The sequence below is a fragment of the Pseudomonas sp. MNR3A genome, from assembly GCF_009650575.1.
Lineage (GTDB): Bacteria > Pseudomonadota > Gammaproteobacteria > Pseudomonadales > Pseudomonadaceae > Aquipseudomonas > Aquipseudomonas machongensis.
The window spans coordinates 46,210-69,674 of the sequence record NZ_VZZS01000024.1 but is presented as its reverse complement, the minus strand read 5'-3'; the positions used below and the strand labels follow the sequence as shown (position 1 = coordinate 69,674).

Sequence of the window (23,465 nt, the reverse complement as noted above, 5' to 3'; positions counted from 1 at the left end):
GGAGTTTTGCGTTCCGTTTGCTGCGGAAGTGGGGCGCATTATAAGGGGATCTGAGAGGCCGTCAACCTTTTATTTCAAGAATCTTTCAGATCGCTGAAAACACAGCGGGGAGGCCTATCGGCCTCCCCGCTTCTATATATAGCTAAGACGCTGTCACAGCACCCCTGCAGAACGCAGCACCTGAACAGCCCCTGCATCCAATCCCAAGACATCCCTCAGCACCGCCTCGGTATGCTCCCCCAGCAAAGGTGGGGCCCGACGATACTCCACGGGCGTCTCCGACAACCTGATCGGGCTCGCCACCTGAGGCACACTGCCCGCCAGCGGATGAGGAACATCCACCTTCAAGCCGCGCGCCACGACCTGCGGATTCTGGAACATCTGCGCCAGGTCGTTGATCGGCCCGCACGGCACTCCAGCCCTTTCCAGCTCCGCCACCCACTCGGCAGTGGTCTTGAACACCGTCGCCTGTCGAATCAGAGGAATAAGCTCCGCCCGATGCGCAACCCGCTGCTTGTTGGTGGCAAAGCGCGGATCATCTGCCCACTCCGGCTGACCGGCCACTTCCGCGAACTTGCGGAACTGCCCGTCGTTACCCACCGTAAGGATGAAGTCACCATCAGCCGTCGGGAAGTCCTGGTAAGGCACGATGTTGGGATGCGCATTACCCAGGCGCTTGGGCGGTGTGCCCGTGGTCAGGTAGTTCATTGCCTGGTTGGCAAGGCACGCCACCTGCACATCCAGCAGAGCCATATCGATATACTGGCCGTCCCCCGACTGATCGCGATGCGCCAGCGCTGCAAGGATCGCCACCGTGGAATAAAGCCCGGTGAGAATGTCAGTCAGCGCTACTCCCACCTTCATGGGCCCGGCACCCTGCTCATCCTCAGGCCGCCCGGTCAGACTCATCAATCCGCCCAGTCCCTGGATCATGAAATCGTAGCCCGCGCGCTTGGCATAGGGCCCAGTCTGGCCAAAGCCGGTGATCGAACAATAGATAAGCCTTGGATTGACCGCCTTCAGGCGTTCGTAGTCCAGCCCATAGCTCGCCAGCCCGCCCACCTTGAAATTCTCGATGACGATATCCGACTTTGCCGCCAGTTCACGCACCAGGCGCTGACCTTCGGGCTGGGTGAAGTCGATAGTCACCGAACGCTTGTTCCGGTTCGCCGACAGATAGTAGGCCGCCTCGCTGGTGTTCTCGCCTCGGGCGTCCCGCAGGAAGGGCGGGCCCCACGCCCGGGTGTCATCGCCGCTGTCCGGGCGCTCGACCTTGATCACGTCAGCCCCGAGGTCGGCGAGAATCTGGCCGGACCACGGCCCGGCCAACACACGCGACAGGTCCAGCACCCGCAGATGTGACAGTGCTCCCATGGCCGCGCCCCTCTATTAATAGAACGCCTGGATGCCGGTCTGTGCGCGGCCGAGAATCAACGCATGGATGTCATGCGTCCCTTCATAGGTGTTGACCACCTCGAGGTTGACCAGGTGACGCGCCACCCCGAACTCGTCGGAGATCCCGTTACCGCCGAGCATGTCGCGCGCCAGACGGGCGATATCCAGCGCCTTGCCGCAGGAGTTGCGCTTCATGATCGAGGTGATCTCCACCGCCGCAGTGCCCTCGTCCTTCATCCGCCCCAGCCGCAGGCAGCCTTGCAGCCCCAAGGTGATCTCGGTCTGCATGTCGGCGAGCTTCTTCTGGATCAGTTGGTTGGCGGCCAGAGGGCGACCGAACTGCTTGCGGTCCAGGGTGTACTGGCGTGCAGTGTGCCAGCAAGCCTCCGCCGCACCCAGCGCGCCCCAGGAAATGCCATAGCGCGCCGAGTTCAAACAGGTGAACGGGCCTTTCAGACCACGGACCTCGGGGAAGATGTTCTCTTCCGGCACGAACACGCCGTCCATGACGATCTCACCGGTGATCGACGCACGCAGGCCAACCTTGCCATGAATGGCTGGAGCGCTCAGACCCTTCCATCCCTTTTCCAGAATGAAGCCACGAATATCGCCGGCATCGTCCTTCGCCCAGACCACGAACACATCGGCGATCGGACTGTTGGTGATCCACATTTTGCTGCCCGTCAGGCTGTAGCCACCCTCGACCTTGCGAGCACGGGTGATCATCGCGCCAGGGTCGGAGCCGTGGTTGGGTTCGGTCAAACCGAAGCAACCGATCCATTCCCCACTGGCCAGCTTGGGCAGGTACTTCTGCTTTTGCGCTTCACTGCCGAACTCATTGATCGGCACCATGACCAGCGAAGACTGCACACTCATCATCGAGCGGTAGCCCGAGTCGATCCGCTCCACTTCACGGGCGATCAACCCATAGCACACATAGTTGAGACCACTACCGCCATACTCCGCCGGAATGGTCGCCCCCAGCAGTCCGACCTCGCCCATCTCACGGAAGATTGCCGGATCGGTCTGTTCGTGACGGAACGCCTCGATCACCCGCGGAGCAAGCTTGTCCTGGGCGAACTGATAAGCGCTGTCACGCACCATGCGCTCTTCTTCAGTGAGCTGCTGATCCAGCAGCAGCGGATCGATCCAGTTGAAGCTTGCTTTACCGGCCATGGGCAGAGTCCTCGAAAGGTATGTGACGAAATTTCTTGTTGCCTTGATCCTAGGCCGGAACCTGTCGGCGGACAAACGAGGATTGCGCACCTATTAGTGCTATTTTCTCACTCCGTAATAAGCGAAATCCCTATCTAACGCTTCTTATAAGTGAGAATGACGTACATGCGGCGCAAGATACCCAGCACCACCGCCCTGGTCTGCTTCGAGGCGGCCGCCCGCCACGAGAGCTTTACCAAGGCCGCCCAGGAACTGGCGCTGACCCAAGGTGCCGTCTGTCGGCAAATCGGTGGCCTGGAGGGCTTTCTCAATGTGGAGCTTTTCCGACGCTCGCGCCGGGGTGTGAAGTTGACCGAGGCTGGTCTGTCGTACAGCCGCCAGGTCTCGGCGCAATTGGACGCGGTGGAACGGGATACCCTGTCAGTGATGCGCCAGCAGGGCGCCAACGTCATCGAACTGGCCGTAGTGCCGACCTTCGGCACCCAGTGGCTGCTCCCTCGTCTGAAGGACTTCCAGCAACGCCACCCGGAGGTAACGGTCAACCTCACCAACCGCACGCGGCCTTTCCTGTTCGCCGACACCACCTTCGATGCCGCCATCTACTTCGGCGACGCCGACTGGTCTGGCACCCAGTCACATCGCCTGATGGGTGAAAATCCGGTGCCGGTGTGCAGCCCGCAATGGCTCGACGGACGAGACGCACTAGACGCCAGATACATCGCCGAGCTGCCATTGCTGCAGCAGACCACCCGCCCCTACGCCTGGCGGCAGTGGTTCGACAGCTTGGGCATGAGCGTGGAACGCGACATGAACGGCCCGCGCTACGAGCTGTTTTCCATGCTGGGCCAGGCGGCAATGCACGAAATGGGCATAGCCTTGATCCCGCCGTTCCTCATCCAGCGCGAGCTGGCGGAGGGCCGACTGGTGGTCGCAAACAAGCATGCCCTGTCGAGCGACAAGGCCTACTATCTGATGATTCCCGAGCGCAAGGTGGAGTCAGCTTCGCTGCGCGCCTTCCGCGACTGGCTGGTGATTCAGGCGCGCGACTACGCCGCAGGCGCATGAAACCCAAAAGCTGACCTCGTAGTCAATTATTTTAAACACCTACAGATATATGGATTTGTCGCAAATCCATAAACTGTTCCATTAGCGAAAAAAACCGTATCAACCCTAGTAACCGCGAGGGTTTGCCGCTGTTTTTACGACATCCAGCAAGCTACGGACGAAAACCGCCAAAAATTTTCGATTTTTTCTCCTAAGCTCCCAATAGCGCGTTCTTGACGGCCTGGATGCGGATGGTTGCGACAAGTGGTCACAGGGTGACTTGTAGTTTTAACTTCGTTTCGCTCCAGAACCGGTTGATGCACCTGCGGTTCGTCTGCAAAATGCCTCGCCCGCCCCGGAACCGGCGGTATGCATTGCTCAACGACCGCTCCAGCAGCACCACCCGAAGTGCGCTGGAATCAACAATGACAAGGTCACCGCAGGAGACAAAGTCGTGCACATTGGTGTTCCTCTAGAGACGCAGACGGGTGAGGCGAGGGTCGCCGCGACCCCGGAAACCATCAAGAAACTGGTCGGCCAGGGCCATCAGGTCACTGTCGAACGGGGCGCCGGACTCAAAGCCAGCATCCCGGACAGCGCCTATGAGGCCGCAGGTGCTTCCTTGGGTGACGCTGGCGATGCCTTGGGCGCGCAGTTGGTACTCAAGGTAGTGGCGCCCAGCGACCAGGAACTGGCCCGGATCAATCCCGGCAGTGTCCTGGTGGGCATGCTCAACCCCTTCAACAACGAGCTCATCGCAAGGATGGCCGAACACGGCATCACCGCCTTCGCCCTTGAAGCCGCTCCGCGCACCTCGCGCGCGCAAAGCCTGGACGTGTTGTCATCGCAGGCCAACATCGCCGGCTACAAGGCCGTGCTGCTTGCGGCGCACCACTATCCACGCTTCATGCCCATGCTGATGACCGCTGCGGGCACCGTGAAAGCCGCGCGCGTGCTGATCCTCGGTGCCGGTGTGGCCGGCCTGCAGGCCATCGCCACGGCCAAGCGCCTCGGGGCAGTGATCGAGGCGTCGGACGTACGGCCCGCCGTGAAAGAACAGATCGAATCGCTTGGCGCCAAGTTCATCGACGTCCCCTATGAGACCGATGAAGAACGCGAGTGCGCCGAAGGCGTAGGCGGTTACGCCCGCCCGATGCCGGCCAGCTGGATGCAACGCCAGGCCCAGGCGGTGCACGAACGCGCGAAGCAGGCCGACATCGTCATCACCACCGCACTGATCCCCGGCCGCAAGGCACCGACGCTGCTCAGCGCCGAGACCGTGGCGCAGATGAAACCCGGCTCGGTAGTCATCGACCTCGCGGCGGCCCAAGGCGGCAACTGCCCGCTCACGGTGGCCGATCAGGTAGTGATGGCACACGGCGTCACCATCGTCGGCCCGACCAACCTGCCCGCCCAGCTGGCTGCCGACGCCTCTGCGCTGTACGCACGCAACCTGCTGGACTTCATGAAGCTGCTGTTCGACAAGGACGGCACGCTGGTGATCAACCTGGAAGACGACATCGTCGCCGCGTGCCTGATGTGCCGCGACGGCCAGGTCGTGCGCAAGAACGGCTGAGGAGCACGACAATGGAAGACATGCTGATTTCCCACGGAATCTACAACCTGATCATCTTCGTGCTGGCCATCTACGTTGGCTACCACGTGGTCTGGAACGTTACCCCGGCGCTGCACACCCCGCTGATGGCGGTGACCAACGCGATTTCCGCGATCGTCATCGTCGGCGCGATGCTCGCCGCAGCGCTGACGGTCACCCCGGCCGGCAAGCTGATGGGCACCCTTGCCGTGGCCCTGGCCGCGGTCAATGTGTTCGGGGGCTTCCTGGTCACCCGCCGCATGCTGGAAATGTTCAAGAAGAAAACCAAGAACGAGGGGCAGAAGTAAGCATGAGCATGAATCTGGTCACCCTTCTCTACCTGGTCGCCTCGGTCTGCTTCATCCAGGCTCTCAAAGGCCTGTCGCACCCGACCACCTCCCGGCGCGGCAACCTGTTCGGCATGATCGGCATGGGCATCGCCATGCTCACCACCATCGGCCTCATCTATAAGCTCGCTGCACTCTCGGTCGGTAGCGGCGGCGCCACCGCGGGTATCGGCTATGTCCTCGTCGGCCTGCTGATCGGCGGCAGCGCCGGGTCGATCATGGCCAAGCGCGTCGAGATGACCAAGATGCCAGAGCTGGTCGCTTTCATGCACAGCATGATCGGCCTGGCCGCGGTGTTCATCGCCATCGCCGCGGTGCTCGAGCCGCAATCGCTGGGCATCGTCGCCAGCATCAGCGACCCGATCCCCACCGGCAATCGCCTGGAGCTGTTCCTTGGCGCAGCCATTGGTGCAATCACCTTCTCCGGCTCCGTGATCGCCTTCGGCAAGCTGTCGGGCAAGTACAAGTTTCGCCTGTTCCAGGGCGCACCCGTACAGTTCGCCGGCCAGCACAAGCTGAACCTGATCCTTGGCATCACCACCCTCGCCCTGGGCTTGCTGTTCACCTTCACCGGACACTACAGCGCCTTCACCCTGATGCTGGTCCTCGCCTTCGTCATGGGTGTGCTGATCATCATCCCGATCGGCGGTGCCGACATGCCGGTGGTGGTGTCTATGCTCAACAGCTACTCGGGCTGGGCCGCGGCAGGCATTGGCTTCTCGCTGAACAACTCGATGCTGATCATCGCAGGCTCCCTGGTCGGCTCCAGCGGTGCAATCCTCTCGTACATCATGTGCAAGGCGATGAACCGCTCGTTCTTCAATGTCATCCTCGGCGGCTTCGGTGGCGACACCGATAGCGGCGCGGCGGCCGGCACGAAAGAACAACGCCCGGTGAAATCCGGTTCGGCCGACGATGCAACCTTCCTGCTGAGCAACGCCGACAGCGTGATCATCGTTCCCGGCTACGGCCTCGCGGTGGCCCGCGCCCAGCACGCCCTGAAAGAGCTGACCGAGAAGCTGACCCACAACGGTGTAACCGTGAAGTATGCGATTCACCCGGTGGCGGGGCGCATGCCCGGGCACATGAACGTGCTGCTGGCCGAAGCCGAGGTGCCGTACGACCAGGTGTTCGAAATGGAGGACATCAACGCCGAGTTCGGTCAGGCCGACGTTGTGCTGGTGCTGGGCGCCAACGATGTGGTCAACCCCGCAGCGAAGAACGATCCCAAGTCGCCGATTGCCGGCATGCCGATCCTCGAAGCCTTCAAGGCCAAGACCATCATCGTCAACAAGCGCTCCATGGCCAGCGGTTATGCGGGCCTGGACAATGAACTGTTCTATCTGGACAAGACCATGATGGTGTTCGGTGACGCCAAGAAAGTCATCGAGGACATGGTCAAGGCCGTGGAGTAGTCCTTTTCCGAGCTGGACGACACTGTTTTAGAAGGCCCCGGGAAGATTCTTCCTGGGGCCTTGTCGTTTTGCTGATCCAGATCAACGGCTCTATTTCCAGGCTCCTCATACGACCATGGTCGCGGGACGGCATCGGGCTAAATCTCTAGACTGCGCTGCAGTAGCCCAAGTAGCCCGAGATAACAATCCATGTACCGTGATCGTATCCGCTTGTCCTCCCTGCACAGCAAGGTAATGAGTGCGGCCGACGCCGCTGGCCTGATCGAGGACGGCATGACCGTCGGCATGAGCGGCTTCACCCGCGCCGGCGAAGCCAAGGCAGTGCCACACGCCCTGGCCGAACGTGCCAAGCAGTCGCCACTGAAGATCAGCCTGATGACTGGCGCCAGCCTGGGCAACGACCTGGACAAGCAACTGACCGAGGCCGGTGTACTCGCCCGGCGCATGCCCTTCCAGGTGGACAGCACCCTGCGCAAGGCCATCAATGACGGGCAGGTGATGTTCATCGACCAGCACCTGTCGGAAACCGTCGAGCAGTTGCGTAACAAGCAGCTGACCTTGCCGGACATCGCAGTCATCGAAGCGGTTGCGATCACCGAACAGGGCCACATCGTGCCAACCACCTCGGTGGGCAACTCGGCCAGCTTCGCGATCTTCGCCAAGCAGGTCATCGTCGAGATCAACCTGTCGCACAACCCTAACCTCGAAGGGCTGCACGACATCTATATCCCCACCTACCGCCCGACCCGAACGCCGATCCCGCTGGTGAAGGTCGATGACCGCATCGGCAGCACCGCGATCCCGATCGATCCAGCGAAGATCGTCGGCATCGTCATTAGCGACCAACCAGACTCGCCTTCCACCGTCCTGCCACCGGATGACGAGACCCAGGCCATCGCCAACCACCTGATCGGCTTCCTCAAGCAGGAAGTTGATGCCGGACGCATGAGCAACAGCCTTGGCCCGCTGCAGGCCGGCATCGGCAGCATCGCCAATGCCGTGATGTGCGGCCTGATCGAATCGCCGTTCGAAGACCTGACCATGTACTCCGAAGTGCTGCAGGACTCGACGTTCGACCTGATCGATGCCGGCAAGCTGCGCTTCGCCTCGGGCAGCTCGATCACGCTGTCGACCCGCCGCAATGCCGACGTATTCGGCAACCTCGAGCGTTACAAGGACAAACTGGTGCTGCGCCCGCAGGAGATTTCCAACCACCCTGAAGTGGTGCGTCGCCTGGGCATCATCGGGATCAACACTGCGCTGGAGTTCGACATCTACGGCAACGTCAACTCCACCCACGTGTGCGGCACACGGATGATGAACGGTATCGGTGGCTCCGGCGACTTCGCCCGCAACGCCCACCTCGCAGTGTTCGTGACCAAGTCGATCGCCAAGGGTGGTGCGATTTCCAGCGTGGTGCCGATGGTCAGCCATGTCGACCACACCGAGCATGATGTGGACATCCTGGTCACCGAACAGGGCCTGGCCGACCTGCGCGGCCTTGCACCGCGCGAACGCGCCCGGGCGATCATCGACAACTGCGTGCATCCGGACTACCGCGCCGCACTGAACGACTACTTCGACCGCGCCTGCCAGCGAGGCGGGCACACCCCGCATATCCTGCGCGAAGCGCTGAGCTGGCACGAGAATCTGGAAGAAAGCGGGCGGATGCTGGCTGGCTGATCGGCCACCTGTATCGGTCTTCTGAGCCCATCGCGGGACAAGCCCGCTCCTACACTTCAGCTGTAGGAGCGGGATCGTCCCGCGATCATGTCTGCCGTGAAAAAACAGTTAAACGGTTAAATCTATAAAACTGTACTACTGTACCGCTAAAATCCCCGCATCAATCCCGCCGATATTTTAAAACGCAGCGAAAATGCACGAAAACAGTGCAGACCAGTACAGTTATGCCAATTCGGAGTGCAACAGTAGCGTTTAACAGTTAACTGGCCCATCGCAATACTGGTGAACTGTATCTACTGTTATGGACGACAGAGGAGGATCATTGGCATCAGTTAAATCACTACCTAATCCCGCCACAAGCGGAAGGATGACACATCATGGAACGTACCCTCAGTTCCGGTCTGGTTTTCGAAAACAACGTTGAATCCAAAGCCTCGGCTCCTCTGCGCGCCCTGTCGACCCTGCTGCTGTGGCAGCGTCGCATCGCCAGCCGCCGTCAACTGGCTCGCCTGGATGCCCGCCTGCTGGCCGACGCCGGTATCAGCGAGTCCCAGCGCTACCAAGAGCTGAGCAAGCCTTTCTGGCGCTAAGCTCCGGCTTGCCGGCACCACGCCGGCACCGCGAATTCTCAAAACCCGTCGCAGGGAACTGCGATGGGTTTTTTTGTTTCAAACCCGCGCAGTTGAGCAGTTCGACACAGAAGCAGTACAATTTCCTGTAATTAAAAAAAGACCGTAACAGTTCCGTCTGGTCTCGTCCTTCACATCTGGAAACAGAGCCACGTGATACGCTTGCGACAACGGCCTGTTAGCTTGGTCAAACGCGCTGCCTATTATCTAAAGTACCGTGACGAGCAGTGCGAGCGTCCGAATAACCAGAACTACCCCCCGCAGGAGCCCCTACCATGTCCCGTAAACACCTGTTTGGCGCTGCCATGCTGCTGAGCTTGGCGGGCACCGCCCACGCCACCAGCTTCGTCGTCACCACCGATGCCGTGGTCGGCGCAGTGGCCGCGTCCACCGATGCCACCTCTGACGTCTCCTCTTCGTTCCGTGATGACAAGATCGTCCAGGCGGCCCGTGACGACGCTGCCAGCTTCGTTGGCAGCCAAGGTGATATTCGCGGCGCGAAGCTGGAAAGTGCCTTCATCCATATCCGCCAGCAGATGCCTGCACTGCAAGCCAGCGACACGCAACTGGCACAGGCCATCCTGGCCCTCTGACGCCAACCATCCTACCCGCAGGCCACGGCGCCCCCGTCGCCTGCGGGAACAGCATTCACCCTGTCGACAGAGCGTTGTCCAAGCCCATGCGTTACCTTGTGCCCTTGCTGCTCGCCATTGCCAGTATGGGAAGCGCCCATGCCATGGATGTCACGACCCAGTTTCCGGTCATGACCGGCTATGTCACCAGCCAGGTGACCACTGCGCCGTTCGACCGCAAGATCGTCGGCATGGCCCATGATGATGCGGCCGCATTCGTCGCCAGTGACGGCCGGATTCGTGGCGCGCGGTTGCAAGCCGCACTGACGGAACTGCGCCATATCTATTCGCGTCAGTCCGTCGGTGACCTTGAACTGGCAGAAGCAATTCTCGTCCAATGATCACACCTGACTCCCTGTATTTTTCGGAGATGCTCCATGCGTAAACCGCTGATCGCCGCTACCCTCGGCATGTTGCTGCTGGCCGACCTGGCCCAGGCGCAAACCCTGGTGGCCACCAGCAATATCATCGTTCGCGCCTTTGGCCGCTCGATCGATTTCACATCCGACACCACCACCTCGATCCGCGACTCCAAGGTCGTGCGCGAGGCCCGCGACGACGCCGCCAGCTTCGTCGCCAGCAATGGCGATATCCGTGGCGCCCAGCTCGAAGCTGCATTCGACACCCTGCGCGAGCGTGTGCCTGAAGCGCGTGACGCCAGCGACCAGGTACTGGCCGAAGCCATCCTGTCACTGTGAAGCGCGTGCGTGCCTGGCTGCTCGGCTGCGCCCTGACGCTGCTCGGCACGCCCGCCCTGGCCGACCTGCAGCTCGAGCTGCAGACTGTCGGCCTGGACGCTCGACAGCAGCAGGCCTCCCAGCAGCTGTTGGATGAGGCGCTTTCGAAGCTGCCCCCCTCCTTCAAACAGCGCCTGGATCGCCGTATCCAGGTCGGCTGGACCGACAAGATGCCCGCCGATGCCTACGGCCAGGCCTCGCCAGTCTCGACGCTAGATCTCAATAGCCGCCTGCTACCAGGGCTAGCCGATGGCAGTGCCGCCACGGAAAAAACCCATCGCCCCCACGGCACGGTGCGGGAAGAACTGCTGGCCACCGTGCTGCACGAGCTCACCCACATCTATGATCGCGCGCGCCTGTGGCCCAGTGCCGAGCGCTCGCTGATCGCCCGGTGCAACCGCCAGCAGGGCTCCCTCGGCCAGATCGGCCTGCCCCAGCAATGCCGTGGCCAAACTGCTCGCCGCTTCACCCTGAGTGACGATCCGCGCCTGCTCGACCTTGCCGGCTGGCCGCAGTACGTCGGCCGCCGTGGCGAGCGTGAACAGCACAACGGTCAACTGGTACGCACCCCGGACAGCTATGAGCTGAGCAGCCCCAAGGAGTTTGTCGCGGTCAACATGGAGTACTTCCTCCTCGACCCGAGCTATGGCTGCCGGCGCCCGGCCCTGAACCAGTACCTGCACGATCATTTCGGCTGGGCACCTCAGCAGGACACCTGCGCCAAGGGCCTGCCGTTCCTTAACGCCGGCAGTGACTTCGCTCGCGAGCCGCTGGGCGAAATCGACCCCGAGCGCGTCTACGAAGTCGACTACCTGCTTGCCGAGGCCAACCAGAACTGGGTCAGCCGCTGGGGACACAGCATGCTGCGCCTGGTGATCTGCGCACCAGGCCGCCCACGCGGGCCGGACTGCCGCCTGGACCTGGATCGTCATCTGGTGTTGTCGTACCGCGCGTTTGTCAATGATGTGCAGCTGTCCAGCTGGGACGGCCTGACCGGCGCCTATCCGTCGCGCCTGTTCGTCCTGCCGTTGGGCCAGGTGATCGACGAGTACACCAAGACCGAACTGCGCAGCCTGGCCTCCGTGCCGCTCAAGCTCGATCGCCGGCAGATCGAGGACCTGGTGCGCCAGGCTGCCGAAATGCACTGGAGCTACGACGGCAATTACTATTTCCTGTCCAACAATTGCGCGGTGGAAACCCTCAAGCTGATGCGCAGCGGCACCGCCGACCAGCGCTTCAGCGATCTCGACGCGATCATGCCCAACGGCTTGCTCGAAGTCCTCAAGGGAAGAGGTCTGGCCGACACCAGCGTACTCGACGATCCGCGCGAAGCGCTGCGCCTGGGCTATCGCTTCGACTCTTATCGCGACCGCTACCAGGCCATGTTCGAAGTGTTGAAGAAGCAGTTGCCGATCAAACAGAGCGCCGTGGAAGACTGGTTGGCCCTGGATGCCGAGCAACGCCGCCCCTGGTTCGCCCAGGCCGACTTGCGCACCAGTGCGGCCTTGCTGCTGCTTGAGCAGGCCAGCCTGCGCCGCCAGTTGCTGCTGGCCCAGGACGAAGTCAAGCAACGCTACCTCAATGCCACCGCGCTCAAGGACGGCAGCATCGACAAAGCCAATGCCACGCTGCAGCAGATGCTTGCCAACAGTGGGTTCCTCAGCCGACCGGCCGAGCTGCTCGAAGCGGATGGCTACGGCTTGCCGCAACCCCAGGAGCGGGTGCATCTGGAAAAGGTCAGCAGTGAGAGGCAGGCGCAGTTGCTACGCCTGAGTACCGATTTGGACAAGGAAGTCAGAGCGCTGCTGGAGCCAGCCCGCGCGAAGGAAATTGCGGCCATCGAGGCCAACGTGAAGCAGATAGGAGAACACCTGCGCACCCTGCACAAGGCAGCTGGCGGTTTGCAGCTGCCTTGAGCGCAGGGCTACTTGATAGGCCGCCAGATCAGCGGGTAGCGGTACGGCTTGCCTTCATTGGCCCGAACCCCTGCCAGGATGATCAGGATCAGCACTGCCACCGCCAGGATGGCGAACAGCACGATGCCGATCACCACGAACATCAGCAGGAAGCAGATGAATCCGGCAATGGTGACGCTGATCTGGAAGTTCAGCGCTTCCTTGCCCTGGGCATCGACGAACGGATCGACCTCACGCTTCCAGATCCACATCACCAGTGGCCCGAGCAGATGCCCGAGCGGCATCACCAGCCCGAGCAAGGCGCTGAAGTGGCAAAACATCGCCCATTGCCGAACTTCGGCGCTCGGCGTTTCGATCGGCAGATTCGTCTCACTCATGGGTCCATCGCCTCCTTGGCGCAGCTTCAGTCGGCCAATGCAGCCTTCTGCAGGTCGAAGATCTCGGTCATGCCCTTCTGCGCCAGCGCCAGCATGGCGTTGAAGTCTTCAGGCTGGAACGGCGCGCCTTCGGCAGTGCCCTGCACTTCGATGAAGCCACCGGCGCTGGTCATGACCACGTTGAGGTCGGTTTCGGCAGCCGAGTCTTCGAGGTAGTCGAGGTCCAGCACTGCCTCGCCCTGGTACATGCCCACCGACACCGCGGCGATCATGTGCTTGAGCGGGTTGCCGCCCTTGAGACCGCCACGCTTCTTGATCACCGCCAGGGCGTCGCACAGGGCCACCATTGCGCCGGTGATCGAAGCGGTGCGGGTGCCGCCGTCGGCCTGGATCACATCGCAGTCGACGTACAGCGTGATGTCGCCCAGCTTGCTCATGTCCAGGGCTGCGCGCAACGAACGGCCGATCAGGCGCTGGATCTCGAGGGTGCGGCCGCCCTGCTTGCCACGACTGGCCTCACGCTGGTTACGCTCGCCAGTGGAGCGCGGCAGCATGCCGTACTCGGCCGTCAACCAGCCCTGCCCCTGGCCTTTGAGGAAGCGTGGTACACCGTTCTCGACGCTGACCGTGCAGATGACCTTGGTGTCACCGAACTCGACCAGTACCGACCCCTCGGCGTGCTTGGTGTAGTTGCGGGTGATGCGGATCGAGCGAAGCTGATCGGCAGCGCGACCACTTGGACGTTTCATCTGGGATACCTGTACTGGAATTCGAATCAGGCGGCCATTATAGAGCCGTGCGTCCTGCGAGGACATGCCTATTGTCGCGGCCTCGCAACCCGTCGACTTTTCCCACCTTTGCCTGCGACGCCCTGTAGCATGGTCCGATTGGGCGCCACCGCCGCACTGCGCTACAATCCTGCGCCTTGCAGCCGAAAGGCTTCCCCGTACACACCGAATTCGCGAGGTACTCCCCATGGTGCACAGCATGACCGCCTTTGCCCGCGTCGAGCGCGCCGGCAGCCAGGGCACCCTGGCCTGGGAGCTGCGCTCGGTCAACCACCGCTATCTCGAACCTCACCTGCGCCTGCCCGAAGCCCTGCGCGATCTTGAGGGCGCGGTACGCGAAGGCCTGCGCCAGGGGCTGTCGCGCGGCAAGGTCGAATGCACCTTGCGCCTGTCCGAAGACAGCACCGGCAAGCCGTTGCAGGTCGATCGCGAGCGCGCCGCGCAACTGGTCGCCGCCGCCGAGACCGTGGCCGGGCTGATCAATCAGCCAGCCCCGCTCAATCCCCTCGAAGTGTTGGCCTGGCCCGGCGTGCTGGTAGCCGATGCCGCCGACCCACAGGCGCTGAACACCGAGGCGATGGCACTGTTCGACGAGGCGCTCGCCGAGCTCAAGGCCGGCCGCCTGCGCGAGGGCCAGGAGCTGGCCCGACTGATCAACGAGCGCCTGGACGCCATGACCACCGAAGTCGCCACCCTGCGCGCCCTGGTGCCACAAATGCTGGCCGCCCAGCGCCAGCGCATCATCGACCGTTTCAACGACCTGCAGGCCGAGCTCGACCCGCAGCGCCTGGAGCAGGAGATGGTGCTGCTGGCACAAAAGAGCGACGTCGCCGAAGAGCTCGACCGTCTCAGCACCCATGTCACCGAGGTGCGCCGCGTGCTCAAGTCGGGCGGCGCCGCCGGACGACGCCTGGATTTCCTGATGCAGGAACTCAATCGCGAGGCGAACACGCTCGGCTCAAAGGCCTTCGACCCGCGCAGCACCCAAGCAGCGGTCAACCTGAAGGTGCTGATCGAACAGATGCGTGAACAAGTACAGAACATCGAGTAAGGCCACCCCACCATGAAGCACAGCAGCGGCACCCTCTACATCGTTTCGGCGCCTTCCGGCGCTGGCAAGACCAGCCTGGTCACTGCTCTGACCCAGCAAGACCAGCAGATCCGCGTCTCTGTCTCCCACACCACCCGTGCCATGCGCCCAGGCGAGATCCACGGAGTGAACTATCACTTCGTGGTTCACGAGGAGTTCAAGGCATTGATTGCCCAAGGCGACTTCCTCGAGCACGCCGAGGTGTTCGGCAACTTCTACGGCACCTCCCGCAGCGCGCTGCAGGAAACCCTCGACCAAGGCTTCGACCTGATCCTTGAAATCGACTGGCAGGGTGCGCAGCAAGTGCGCAAGCTGATGCCCGAGGCCCTGTCGATCTTCATCCTGCCACCGAGCCAGGAAGCCCTGCGCCAGCGTCTGGACGGGCGCGGCCAGGACAGTGAAGAGATCATCGCCGGGCGCATGAAGGAAGCGGTCAGCGAGATGGTGCATTACAACGAATTCGACTACGTCATCGTCAACGATGACTTCGAAGACGCGCTCGAAGACCTGAAGTCGGTGTTCCGTTCGAACCGGTTGCTGCTCAAGAAGCAGCAGCAGCGCCATGGTGAGCTGTTGAAGCAATTGGTCGGCTGAACCACGCGCTGAAACCAGCGCGGGGCAAGTCGCAACGACTTGCCCCGCGATAGGGCTGCGCAGCAGCCCCACCTACGCCTTATTCCTGCAACTGCAGTTTCGCCTGCTGCTGCAAGGTCGCCCCGAGGAAGTACGCCGGTGCACGCAGTCGCGACAGCATCATCAGCACGATCCCCAGCACCGAGATGATCGCCGCGATCACGAACACCAGCCCCAGCCCACCGACATGCGAGCCGCTGCCAAAGTCGGGCGAGGCGCTGTCGATCGCGGTACGCACGAAGATCACCGACAGGATCACCCCACCCACCAGCGGGCACAGGCCGCGCATGAAGAAGTGGCGCAGGCTGTCGAACAGGCTGTCGCGGAAGTACCAGACACAGGCGAACGCGGTCAGCGAATAGTAGAAGCAGATCATCATCCCCAGCGCGGTGATGGTGTCTGCCAGCACGTTCTCGCTCAGGGTACGCATGGTCACGTAGAACAAGGCCGCAGCCACGCCCGCACAGATGGTCGCGTAGCGCGGCGTCTGCGAGCGCGGGCAGACACTGGCGAAGCGCTGCGGCACCGCACCGTAGTAGCCCATGGCGAGCAGGGTGCGCGCCGGCGACACGAAGGTCGACTGCAGCGACGCCGCCGTGCTGGCCAGCACCGCAATCGACATCAGGATCGCCAGCGGCCCCATCACCGGACCTGCCAGGTGGGCGAAGACGTTCTCCTGGATGCGCGGATTGCCCAGGCCCAGGCCAGTGTCGCTGATGCCGGCGAACTGAAGGGTGGCAATGGCGGTGAACAGATACAGGCCAAGGATCAGCAGTACCGTCCAGGTAGCAGCCTTGCCTGGCACTTCGTCGCTGCCGATGGACTCTTCGCTGACGGTGAGGCACACGTCCCATCCCCAGAAGATGAAGATCGACAGCGACAGCCCGGCCGCGAAGGCCGAGAACGATTCGACCCCGAAGGGATTGAACCAGGCGAAATCGAATTCCAGCGGCGGTGGCGCGGTAGTCTCGCCGAACGCAGCAAAACCAAAGCCCACCAACACCAGCAATTGCAGGGCAACCAGGCCGTACTGCACGGTCATGGTGGTACCCATGCCCCGGCAGCAGATCCACACCGCCAGGGCGATGAACGCACAACAGGTAGTGACGTTGATCAACAGGTTGTCCGCTAGCGCGGCATACTCGTGATGCCCGGTGATCTGCCCGATGAACAGGTAGAAGAAATCGACCGCCACACCGGCCAGGTTCGACAGCACGATGGTGGTGGCGACGACCAGCCCCCAGCCACCGATCCAGCCGATCATGGGACCGAAGGCACGTGCCGACCAAGTGAATGAGGTGCCGCTGTCGGGCTCCGCGGCGTTCAGCTCACGGTAGCCGAGGGCAACCAGCAGCATCGGCAGGAAGCCGACGATGAAGACCGCGGGAAGATGGGCGCCGACCTCACGCACGGTCGGGCCAAGGGCGCCAGTCAGGGTGTAGACCGGGGCAATGGTGGAGATGCCCAGCACCACGCTGGCCAGCAGGCCCAGGCGACCTTTGGCCAGGCCTTTGCTGGCGCGCTGGGTGTTGCTGCCCGCGTCGGCCGCCACATCGGGAGGGCGGCCGGCTTCTGTGTATTCGCTCATGAGTTATTTGCCGTTGCTATTGGTATTGTTTTCACAGGCCTTGCGAACAAGGCCCGCTTTCACTCATTGAAAGCTTGCTGCAGGGGATGGGTCATCCGAGACCTTCGGGTAACGTCAGAATGCCTTCTGGCGCGAGCCCTCCCGAGCAGCATGGGCAATGCAGGCCTCACGAAACGCCTGAAACAGACGTAGGGAGACCGGGTTTTCGGCGAAACGCCACTCCGGGTGCCATTGCACGCCAAGCACGAAGCCCGACGCATCACTCATCGACACCGCTTCAATCAGGCCATCCGGGGCCCGTGCCTCGACACGCAGGCCCGGGGCCAGACGGTCGATACCCTGGCTGTGCAGCGAGTTGACCTCGAACTGCTCCGCCAGGCCCAGGCGCTCGAACAGCCCGCCCGGCGCAATGCCGACCGTGTGTCGAGGCCCGTATTGCACCTCCAGGGGTGCGTCCTCAGGTTCGCGGTGGTCCAGGTAGCCGGGCAGTTCATGCACCCGCTGGTGCAAAGTGCCGCCCAAGGCCACGTTGAGTTCCTGGAATCCACGGCAGATGCACAACACCGGCACGCCGGCGGCTATGGCGGCCTGCAGCAACGGCAGGGTCAGGCGGTCACGCGCAACGTCGTGCCGGGTACCGTCCACGCTGGGGGCGCCATTGTAATGATGCGGCTCGACATTTGAAGGCGAGCCGGTAAAAAGAATGCCATTCAGACGCGCCAGCAGCGCCTGCGGGTCGCTGGCCGTGTCGCGCGCCGGCAGGATCACAGGCAGCCCGGCAAAACCTGCCGCCTCGACATACTTGTCGCCCACCGTGTGCGATGAGTTCTTCCCAACCTGCTGGCGGCAGGCGCTGACACCGATCAAGGGAACCGCGATTGCGCTCATGGGCTTACACCGTGTGCAGGTACCAGTTGTATTCGAGGTCGGAGATCGACACTTCGAACTCCGCCAGCTCGCTTTCCTTGCAGGCCACGAAGATGTCGATGTATTCCGGGCTGATGTATTGGTTGAGGACCTCGCTGTCATCCAGCGCTCGCAAGGCATCACGCAGGTTGTTCGGCAGGCTCTGCTCAAGCTGCTCGTACGAATTGCCCTCGATCGGCGCGCCGGGTTCGACCTTGTTGGTCAGGCCGTGGTGGATACCAGCGAGAATCGCGGCAAGCATCAGGTAAGGGTTGGCATCGGCACCTGCGACGCGGTGCTCGATACGCAAGTTATCGCTGCTGTCGGTGGGCACGCGCAGGGCGACGGTGCGGTTGTCCAGACCCCAGCTCGGGGCGTTCGGCACATAGAACTGAGCACCAAAGCGACGGTAAGAGTTGATGTTCGGGCACAGGAAGGCCATCGACGCCGGCATGGTTTCCAGTACACCGCCAATGGCGTGACGCAGGGTTTCGCTCTGCAGCGCATCGTCGTTGGCGAAGATGTTCTTGCCGGTTTTCTTGTCCAGCAGCGAGATGTGCACGTGCAGGCCGTTGCCCGCCTGGCCCGGGTAGGGCTTGGCCATGAAGGTCGAGTCCATCTCGTGGTCGTAGGCGATGTTCTTGATCAGGCGCTTGAGCAGGATCGCGTAGTCGCAAGCCTTGAGCGGATCGGCGACGTGATGCAGGTTGACCTCGAACTGCGCCGGGGCACTTTCCTTGACGATCGCATCCGCCGGCAGACCCTGCTCCTTGGCGGCTTCGAGCATGTCCTGCAGGCAGTCGGCGTACTCGTCCAGGTCGTCGATCAGGTAGACCTGGGTGGACTGCGGGCGCTTGCCCGAGATCGGCGAGCGTGGCGGCTGCGGCCGACCGTTCAGATTGTCCTGGTCGATCAGGTAGAACTCCAGCTCGAACGCTGCGCAAATATCCAGGCCAAGCGCATCGAACTTGCTCACCACCTGGCGCAGCACTTCACGCGGGTCGGCGAAGAACGGCTCGCCTTCGATTTCGTGCATGGTCATCAGCAACTGCGCCGTCGGCCGTTTCTGCCAGGGTTCGTTGGAGAGCGAGCCTGGGATCGGATAGCAGATGCGGTCGGCATCGCCGATATCCAGGCCGAGACCCGTGCTTTCGACGGTCGAGCCGTTGATATCCAGGGCGAACAGCGAAGCCGGCAGGTTGATGCCCTTCTCGTACACCTTGTGCAGGCTGGCCCGCTCGATGCGCTTGCCACGCACCACGCCGTTCATGTCGGAAATCAACAGGTCGACGTACTGTGTGTCCGGGTGGGCTTCCAGGAATTCATTCATCTCGCGGGAAGAACGGGCGCACGGGGAGACCGACGTCATGGCTGTACATCCTTTGATTCGGAGCGGCGATGTGGGGATATGGCTGGCGCCTCGAGGGCGACGATGGTTGCTGCTGTTGTTCTTTTCACTGCCCCATCGTGGGGAAATTCTGTGGCTCGCCCGGTGCATTGATTCCCGGGGGCCGTTCCACTATAAAGTGGGCTCCAGTGCAACAGACATTGGCAAATCGGCAAGCAGAGCGTGCACAAATGCAATATCAGATCAATCACGCGGACCTCGCCCTGGTCCTGGCGCTGGAACGTGGTCGCTCACTGGCCAAGGCCGCCGAGCTGCTCAAGGTCGATGTTTCGACGGTGTTTCGCTCGATCCGGCGACTGGAGTCGGCGCTGGGCACCGCCCTGTTCGTCAAGAGCCGCAAGGGCTACCTGCCAACCGACACCGCACAGGCCCTGGCCGAACAGGCTGAACGGGCCGAGCAGGCGCTGGACGCCGCGCGCATCGCCCTGACCAGCGGCGAGCAGGTGGTCAGCGGTACGGTACGCCTGACCTGCACCGAAGCCGTGCTGCACAGCCTGTTGCTGCCCGCACTGGCCGAATTCATGCCCAACTACCCCGCGCTGTCGCTGGAAATGGGCACCTCCAACACCTTCGCCAACCTGAGCCGACGCGACGCCGACATCGCCCTGCGCCTGACCAACACACCGCCGGAGCATCTGGTCGGACGCTGCCTGGGCTCGACGTCCTATGTAATCTGCGGACGCCCGGAGTTTCGCGAGCGCCTGGCCGAGTCGCCAAACAGCGTGCCGTGGATCGCCCCTGACGACGCCATGCAGGACCACCCCACGGTAGTCTGGCGCAACCAGCAGCACCCCGACCTGATCCCACGCTACCAGTGCAGTGGCATGTCGACGATTGCTCAGTTGGTCAGCACCGGCATGGGAGTGGCGGCGCTGGCCGACTACATGGTCGACACCCTGCCCGGCGTCGAGGCCTTGAGCGGCGCGCTGCCAGGCTGTGACACCCAACTGTGGCTGCTGACCCGCCCCGATTGTCGGGCGCTGCGTTCGGTACAGACCTTGTTCGAGGAACTGACCCCGCGCTTGCGCGACGCGATGCGCTGAAGCTGTTGTGTTCGCGGGACGGGAAGCGTTATCGTCAGGTTCAAGCGAGAGGCTGTCTGTTACGGCCCTTTCGCGGGCAAGCCCGCCCCCACGAGCAGGTGACACGGATCACCAGACAAAACAGCCCTTCCCTATTGGCTGGTGATTTTTTAAACTATCGAGTCCGCCTGCCCATTCTGGGCTGCACGCTAATCGCATCTGCTACTGAGGAAGACCATGGCCCGCGTAACTGTTGAAGACTGCCTGGAACACGTGGATAACCGCTTCGAGCTGGTCATGCTCTCGACCAAGCGCGCCCGCCAACTGGCCACCGGCGGCAAGGAGCCACGCGTGGCGTGGGAAAACGACAAGCCAACCGTCGTCGCCCTGCGCGAAATTGCCGAAGGCATCGTGACCAATGAATTCATCGCCGCCGAAGAGATCGTCACCGAGGATCCGGTGTTCGCTGCGTTCGAGGACGAGAACAACGAGGCCGTCTGATTCATGCCCGGTCGACGTCGCGCGGCACACGATCCTCTTCCTCTGCAAGAGGTGAAACCATGCCGGGTATAGAAGCCCTCGCCGAGCGGCTGTCGACCTATCTGGGCCCCGAACAGGTCAATCTTGTTCGCCGGGCCTATTTCTATGCCGAACAGGCACACGACGGGCAACGCCGCCGCAGTGGCGAGCCCTACGTGACCCATCCGCTGGCAGTCGCCAGCATTCTCGCCGACATGCACATGGACCATCAGAGCCTGATGGCCGCCATGCTGCACGACGTGATCGAAGATACCGGCATCGCCAAGGAAGCCCTCAGCCAGCAGTTCGGCGAAACCGTCGCCGAGCTGGTCGACGGGGTCAGCAAGCTGACCCAGATGAATTTCGAGACCAAGGCCGAGGCGCAAGCCGAGAACTTTCAGAAAATGGCCATGGCCATGGCCCGCGATATCCGCGTGATCCTGGTCAAGCTGGCCGATCGCCTGCACAACATGCGCACCCTGGAAGTGCTGTCCGGTGAAAAGCGCCGGCGCATCGCCAAGGAAACCCTCGAGATCTACGCCCCCATCGCCAATCGGCTGGGCATGCACACCGTGCGCGTGGAGTTCGAGGATCTTGGTTTCAAGGCCATGCACCCCATGCGCTCCTCGCTCATTCACCGGGCGGTGAAGAGCGCGCGCGGCAACCGCAAGGAAATCGTCGCCAAGATCGAGACCTCGCTGGCCAACTGCCTGGCGGCTGACGGCATCGAGGGCGAGGTCAGCGGCCGACAGAAACACCTCTATGGCATCTACAAGAAGATGCGCGGCAAGCGCCGCGCCTTCAACGAGATCATGGACGTGTACGCCTTCCGCATCATCGTCGACAAGGTCGACACCTGCTACCGCGTGCTGGGTGCTGTGCACAACCTGTACAAGCCGCTGCCGGGGCGCTTCAAGGACTACATCGCGATTCCCAAGGCCAACGGCTACCAGTCGCTGCACACCACGCTGTTCGGGATGCACGGTGTGCCCATCGAAATCCAGATCCGCACCCGCGAAATGGAAGAGATGGCCAACAACGGCATCGCCGCGCACTGGCTGTACAAGTCGAACGAGGAAGAACAGCCCAAGGGCAGCCACGCCCGCGCCCGTCAATGGGTCAAGGGCATCCTCGAGCTGCAGCAGCGGGCAGGCAACTCTCTGGAGTTCATCGAGAGCGTGAAGATCGACCTGTTCCCGGACGAGGTCTATGTCTTCACGCCCAAAGGCCGGATCATGGAGCTGCCCAAAGGCTCCACTGCCGTCGACTTCGCCTACGCGGTGCACACCGACGTCGGCAACAGCTGCATCGCCTGCCGCATCAACCGTCGCCTGGCACCGCTCTCCGAGCCGTTGCAAAGTGGCTCGACGGTCGAGATCGTCAGTGCGCCGGGCGCACGCCCAAACCCGGCCTGGCTCAATTTCGTGGTTACCGGCAAGGCACGCACGCACATTCGCCATGCGCTCAAACAGCAGCGCCGCTCCGAATCCATCAGCCTCGGCGAACGCCTGCTGAACAAAGTGCTGACGGGCTTCGACAGCAGCCTGGACAAGATCGCCGCCGAGCGCGTCCAGGCCATCCTCACCGAATACCGCCTGGAGCTCGTCGAAGACCTGCTCGAAGACATCGGCCTGGGCAACCGCATGGCCTACGTGGTCGCGCGCCGCTTGCTGTCGGCCGAAGGCGAGCAACTACCATCGCCAGAGGGCCCGCTGGCGATCCGCGGCACAGAAGGCCTGGTGCTCAGCTACGCCAAGTGCTGTACGCCGATCCCGGGGGACCCCATCGTCGGCCACCTGTCGGCGGGCAAGGGCATGGTCGTGCACCTGGAAGACTGCCGCAACATCAGTGAAATCCGACACAACCCGGAGAAGTGCCTGCAGCTCTCCTGGGCCAAGGACGTCACCGGCGAGTTCAATGTCGAACTGCGCGTCGAACTGGAACACCAGCGCGGCCTGATCGCCCTGCTGGCCAGCAGCGTCAACGCCGCCGACGGCAACATCGAGAAGATCAGCATGGATGAGCGCGACGGTCGCGTCAGCGTGGTCCAACTGGTGGTCAGCGTGCGCGACCGCGTGCACCTGGCTCGCGTGATCAAGAAGCTGCGCACCCTGACCGGCGTGGTCCGCATCACCCGAACGCGTGCGTAGTCCGTCAACCGCAAGGAGTCAACATGACCAAGACCGTCATCAACAGCGACAAGGCCCCTGCCGCCATCGGCACCTACTCCCAGGCGATCAAGGCTGGCAATACCGTCTACATGTCGGGCCAGATTCCTCTGGATCCCAAGACCATGGAGCTGGTTGAAGGCTTCGAGGCACAGACCGTGCAGGTCTTCGAAAACCTCAAGGCTGTTGCCGAGGCCGCTGGCGGTTCGTTCAAGGATATCGTCAAGCTGAACATCTTCCTCACCGACCTGAGCCACTTCGCCAAGGTCAACGAGGTCATGGGTCGCTACTTCGAGCAGCCCTACCCAGCCCGCGCCGCGATTGGCGTAGCTGCCCTGCCAAAGGGCTCGCAAGTCGAGATGGACGCCATCCTCGTCATCGAGTGATGCCCCAGGCGG

General features: G+C 62.4%; 23 protein-coding genes. 16 read left to right on the top strand and 7 right to left on the bottom strand.

Annotated elements, in window-relative coordinates; all coding sequences use genetic code 11:
• Positions 1 to 153: 153 nt before the first annotated feature.
• Positions 154 to 1,374: a CaiB/BaiF CoA-transferase family protein gene (locus F6X62_RS16760; RefSeq protein WP_153774195.1), complete on the bottom strand. Its 1,221-nt coding sequence runs from the start codon at positions 1,372 to 1,374 to the stop codon at positions 154 to 156.
• A 15-nt stretch (positions 1,375 to 1,389) separates the two neighbouring features.
• Positions 1,390 to 2,571 carry an acyl-CoA dehydrogenase gene (locus F6X62_RS16755; RefSeq protein ID WP_054894853.1) on the bottom strand — a complete coding sequence of 394 codons (1,182 nt, stop codon included), beginning with the start codon at positions 2,569 to 2,571 and terminating at the stop codon, positions 1,390 to 1,392.
• 165 nt (positions 2,572 to 2,736) lie between these two features.
• Between F6X62_RS16755 and F6X62_RS16750 the strand changes: the two genes are divergently transcribed.
• From F6X62_RS16750 to F6X62_RS16705, 10 genes are all read left to right on the top strand, one after another.
• Positions 2,737 to 3,636 carry a LysR substrate-binding domain-containing protein gene (locus F6X62_RS16750; protein WP_054894854.1) on the top strand — a complete coding sequence of 300 codons (900 nt, stop codon included), beginning with the start codon at positions 2,737 to 2,739 and terminating at the stop codon, positions 3,634 to 3,636.
• A gap of 433 nt (positions 3,637 to 4,069) precedes the next feature.
• The gene (locus F6X62_RS16745; RefSeq protein ID WP_153774194.1) at positions 4,070 to 5,191 is read left to right on the top strand and encodes a Re/Si-specific NAD(P)(+) transhydrogenase subunit alpha; all 1,122 of its coding nucleotides are present in this window, start codon (positions 4,070 to 4,072) and stop codon (positions 5,189 to 5,191) included.
• An 11-nt stretch (positions 5,192 to 5,202) separates the two neighbouring features.
• Positions 5,203 to 5,517 carry an NAD(P) transhydrogenase subunit alpha gene (locus tag F6X62_RS16740; RefSeq protein ID WP_023378063.1) on the top strand — a complete coding sequence of 105 codons (315 nt, stop codon included), beginning with the start codon at positions 5,203 to 5,205 and terminating at the stop codon, positions 5,515 to 5,517.
• Positions 5,518 to 5,519: 2 nt separating this feature from the next.
• The gene (locus tag F6X62_RS16735; protein ID WP_054894857.1) at positions 5,520 to 6,971 is read left to right on the top strand and encodes an NAD(P)(+) transhydrogenase (Re/Si-specific) subunit beta; all 1,452 of its coding nucleotides are present in this window, start codon (positions 5,520 to 5,522) and stop codon (positions 6,969 to 6,971) included.
• Positions 6,972 to 7,160: 189 nt separating this feature from the next.
• Positions 7,161 to 8,654 (top strand): acetyl-CoA hydrolase/transferase family protein, encoded by a 1,494-nt coding sequence (locus F6X62_RS16730; RefSeq protein WP_151925827.1) that lies wholly within the window; start codon positions 7,161 to 7,163, stop codon positions 8,652 to 8,654.
• Positions 8,655 to 9,031: 377 nt separating this feature from the next.
• Complete coding sequence (locus tag F6X62_RS16725) at positions 9,032 to 9,244, top strand: DUF1127 domain-containing protein (RefSeq protein WP_054894859.1); 213 nt, start codon at positions 9,032 to 9,034, stop codon at positions 9,242 to 9,244.
• Positions 9,245 to 9,558: 314 nt separating this feature from the next.
• Entirely contained in the window at positions 9,559 to 9,876 is a 318-nt protein-coding gene (locus F6X62_RS16720; protein ID WP_065864593.1) for a DUF2388 domain-containing protein, read from the top strand.
• Between the two features lie 86 nt (positions 9,877 to 9,962).
• Complete coding sequence (locus F6X62_RS16715; protein ID WP_054894861.1) at positions 9,963 to 10,256, top strand: DUF2388 domain-containing protein; 294 nt, start codon at positions 9,963 to 9,965, stop codon at positions 10,254 to 10,256.
• Between the two features lie 36 nt (positions 10,257 to 10,292).
• Positions 10,293 to 10,613, top strand: coding sequence for a DUF2388 domain-containing protein (locus tag F6X62_RS16710; RefSeq protein WP_054894862.1), 321 nt, complete (start codon positions 10,293 to 10,295; stop codon positions 10,611 to 10,613).
• The gene (locus tag F6X62_RS16705) at positions 10,610 to 12,568 is read left to right on the top strand and encodes a DUF4105 domain-containing protein (protein WP_153774193.1); all 1,959 of its coding nucleotides are present in this window, start codon (positions 10,610 to 10,612) and stop codon (positions 12,566 to 12,568) included. The genes F6X62_RS16710 and F6X62_RS16705 overlap by 4 nt, the downstream gene beginning before the upstream one ends.
• 8 nt (positions 12,569 to 12,576) lie before the next feature.
• On the opposite strand, the gene F6X62_RS16700 is transcribed toward F6X62_RS16705, so the two are convergent.
• Entirely contained in the window at positions 12,577 to 12,945 is a 369-nt protein-coding gene (locus F6X62_RS16700; RefSeq protein ID WP_054894864.1) for a DUF4870 domain-containing protein, read from the bottom strand.
• 26 nt (positions 12,946 to 12,971) lie between these two features.
• Positions 12,972 to 13,694, bottom strand: a complete 723-nt coding sequence (gene rph, locus F6X62_RS16695; protein WP_063541806.1) for a ribonuclease PH — start codon at positions 13,692 to 13,694, stop codon at positions 12,972 to 12,974.
• Between the two features lie 226 nt (positions 13,695 to 13,920).
• Between rph and F6X62_RS16690 the strand changes: the two genes are divergently transcribed.
• Positions 13,921 to 14,784: a YicC/YloC family endoribonuclease gene (locus F6X62_RS16690; protein WP_153774192.1), complete on the top strand. Its 864-nt coding sequence runs from the start codon at positions 13,921 to 13,923 to the stop codon at positions 14,782 to 14,784.
• A gap of 12 nt (positions 14,785 to 14,796) precedes the next feature.
• Positions 14,797 to 15,417, top strand: coding sequence for a guanylate kinase (gmk, locus tag F6X62_RS16685; RefSeq protein ID WP_063541808.1), 621 nt, complete (start codon positions 14,797 to 14,799; stop codon positions 15,415 to 15,417).
• A 79-nt stretch (positions 15,418 to 15,496) separates the two neighbouring features.
• Here the strand turns inward: gmk and F6X62_RS16680 are convergent, their stop codons facing one another.
• The 3 genes from F6X62_RS16680 to F6X62_RS16670 form a co-directional block, all read right to left on the bottom strand.
• Positions 15,497 to 17,044 carry an APC family permease gene (locus tag F6X62_RS16680; RefSeq protein WP_054894868.1) on the bottom strand — a complete coding sequence of 516 codons (1,548 nt, stop codon included), beginning with the start codon at positions 17,042 to 17,044 and terminating at the stop codon, positions 15,497 to 15,499.
• A 114-nt stretch (positions 17,045 to 17,158) separates the two neighbouring features.
• Entirely contained in the window at positions 17,159 to 17,932 is a 774-nt protein-coding gene (locus tag F6X62_RS16675) for a gamma-glutamyl-gamma-aminobutyrate hydrolase family protein (protein WP_153774191.1), read from the bottom strand.
• Positions 17,933 to 17,936: 4 nt separating this feature from the next.
• A complete protein-coding gene (locus tag F6X62_RS16670) occupies positions 17,937 to 19,319 on the bottom strand; it encodes a glutamine synthetase family protein (RefSeq protein ID WP_054894870.1) in 1,383 nt (460 codons plus the stop codon).
• A 209-nt stretch (positions 19,320 to 19,528) separates the two neighbouring features.
• On the opposite strand from F6X62_RS16670, the gene F6X62_RS16665 reads away from it, so the two are divergent.
• From F6X62_RS16665 to F6X62_RS16650, 4 genes are all read left to right on the top strand, one after another.
• Positions 19,529 to 20,401 (top strand): LysR family transcriptional regulator, encoded by an 873-nt coding sequence (locus F6X62_RS16665; protein WP_054894871.1) that lies wholly within the window; start codon positions 19,529 to 19,531, stop codon positions 20,399 to 20,401.
• A 216-nt stretch (positions 20,402 to 20,617) separates the two neighbouring features.
• Positions 20,618 to 20,881 (top strand): DNA-directed RNA polymerase subunit omega, encoded by a 264-nt coding sequence (gene rpoZ / locus F6X62_RS16660; RefSeq protein WP_003253383.1) that lies wholly within the window; start codon positions 20,618 to 20,620, stop codon positions 20,879 to 20,881.
• 59 nt (positions 20,882 to 20,940) lie between these two features.
• Entirely contained in the window at positions 20,941 to 23,049 is a 2,109-nt protein-coding gene (spoT, locus tag F6X62_RS16655; protein ID WP_054894872.1) for a bifunctional GTP diphosphokinase/guanosine-3',5'-bis pyrophosphate 3'-pyrophosphohydrolase, read from the top strand.
• Between the two features lie 23 nt (positions 23,050 to 23,072).
• Complete coding sequence (locus F6X62_RS16650; protein WP_029612280.1) at positions 23,073 to 23,453, top strand: RidA family protein; 381 nt, start codon at positions 23,073 to 23,075, stop codon at positions 23,451 to 23,453.
• Positions 23,454 to 23,465 lie beyond the last annotated feature (12 nt).

What these genes read in the sequence shown, in the direction of transcription:
- F6X62_RS16760 (WP_153774195.1), bottom strand. Translation starts at nt 1,374, where the DNA reads ATGGGAGCACTGTCACATCTGCGGGTGCTGGACCTGTCGCGTGTGTTG.
- F6X62_RS16755 (WP_054894853.1), bottom strand. Translation starts at nt 2,571, where the DNA reads ATGGCCGGTAAAGCAAGCTTCAACTGGATCGATCCGCTGCTGCTGGAT.
- F6X62_RS16750 (WP_054894854.1), top strand. Translation starts at nt 2,737, where the DNA reads ATGCGGCGCAAGATACCCAGCACCACCGCCCTGGTCTGCTTCGAGGCG.
- F6X62_RS16740 (WP_023378063.1), top strand. Translation starts at nt 5,203, where the DNA reads ATGGAAGACATGCTGATTTCCCACGGAATCTACAACCTGATCATCTTC.
- F6X62_RS16735 (WP_054894857.1), top strand. Translation starts at nt 5,520, where the DNA reads ATGAGCATGAATCTGGTCACCCTTCTCTACCTGGTCGCCTCGGTCTGC.
- F6X62_RS16730 (WP_151925827.1), top strand. Translation starts at nt 7,161, where the DNA reads ATGTACCGTGATCGTATCCGCTTGTCCTCCCTGCACAGCAAGGTAATG.
- F6X62_RS16725 (WP_054894859.1), top strand. Translation starts at nt 9,032, where the DNA reads ATGGAACGTACCCTCAGTTCCGGTCTGGTTTTCGAAAACAACGTTGAA.
- F6X62_RS16720 (WP_065864593.1), top strand. Translation starts at nt 9,559, where the DNA reads ATGTCCCGTAAACACCTGTTTGGCGCTGCCATGCTGCTGAGCTTGGCG.
- F6X62_RS16715 (WP_054894861.1), top strand. Translation starts at nt 9,963, where the DNA reads ATGCGTTACCTTGTGCCCTTGCTGCTCGCCATTGCCAGTATGGGAAGC.
- F6X62_RS16710 (WP_054894862.1), top strand. Translation starts at nt 10,293, where the DNA reads ATGCGTAAACCGCTGATCGCCGCTACCCTCGGCATGTTGCTGCTGGCC.
- F6X62_RS16700 (WP_054894864.1), bottom strand. Translation starts at nt 12,945, where the DNA reads ATGAGTGAGACGAATCTGCCGATCGAAACGCCGAGCGCCGAAGTTCGG.
- rph (WP_063541806.1), bottom strand. Translation starts at nt 13,694, where the DNA reads ATGAAACGTCCAAGTGGTCGCGCTGCCGATCAGCTTCGCTCGATCCGC.
- F6X62_RS16690 (WP_153774192.1), top strand. Translation starts at nt 13,921, where the DNA reads ATGGTGCACAGCATGACCGCCTTTGCCCGCGTCGAGCGCGCCGGCAGC.
- gmk (WP_063541808.1), top strand. Translation starts at nt 14,797, where the DNA reads ATGAAGCACAGCAGCGGCACCCTCTACATCGTTTCGGCGCCTTCCGGC.
- F6X62_RS16680 (WP_054894868.1), bottom strand. Translation starts at nt 17,044, where the DNA reads ATGAGCGAATACACAGAAGCCGGCCGCCCTCCCGATGTGGCGGCCGAC.
- F6X62_RS16675 (WP_153774191.1), bottom strand. Translation starts at nt 17,932, where the DNA reads ATGAGCGCAATCGCGGTTCCCTTGATCGGTGTCAGCGCCTGCCGCCAG.
- F6X62_RS16670 (WP_054894870.1), bottom strand. Translation starts at nt 19,319, where the DNA reads ATGACGTCGGTCTCCCCGTGCGCCCGTTCTTCCCGCGAGATGAATGAA.
- F6X62_RS16665 (WP_054894871.1), top strand. Translation starts at nt 19,529, where the DNA reads ATGCAATATCAGATCAATCACGCGGACCTCGCCCTGGTCCTGGCGCTG.
- rpoZ (WP_003253383.1), top strand. Translation starts at nt 20,618, where the DNA reads ATGGCCCGCGTAACTGTTGAAGACTGCCTGGAACACGTGGATAACCGC.
- spoT (WP_054894872.1), top strand. Translation starts at nt 20,941, where the DNA reads ATGCCGGGTATAGAAGCCCTCGCCGAGCGGCTGTCGACCTATCTGGGC.
- F6X62_RS16650 (WP_029612280.1), top strand. Translation starts at nt 23,073, where the DNA reads ATGACCAAGACCGTCATCAACAGCGACAAGGCCCCTGCCGCCATCGGC.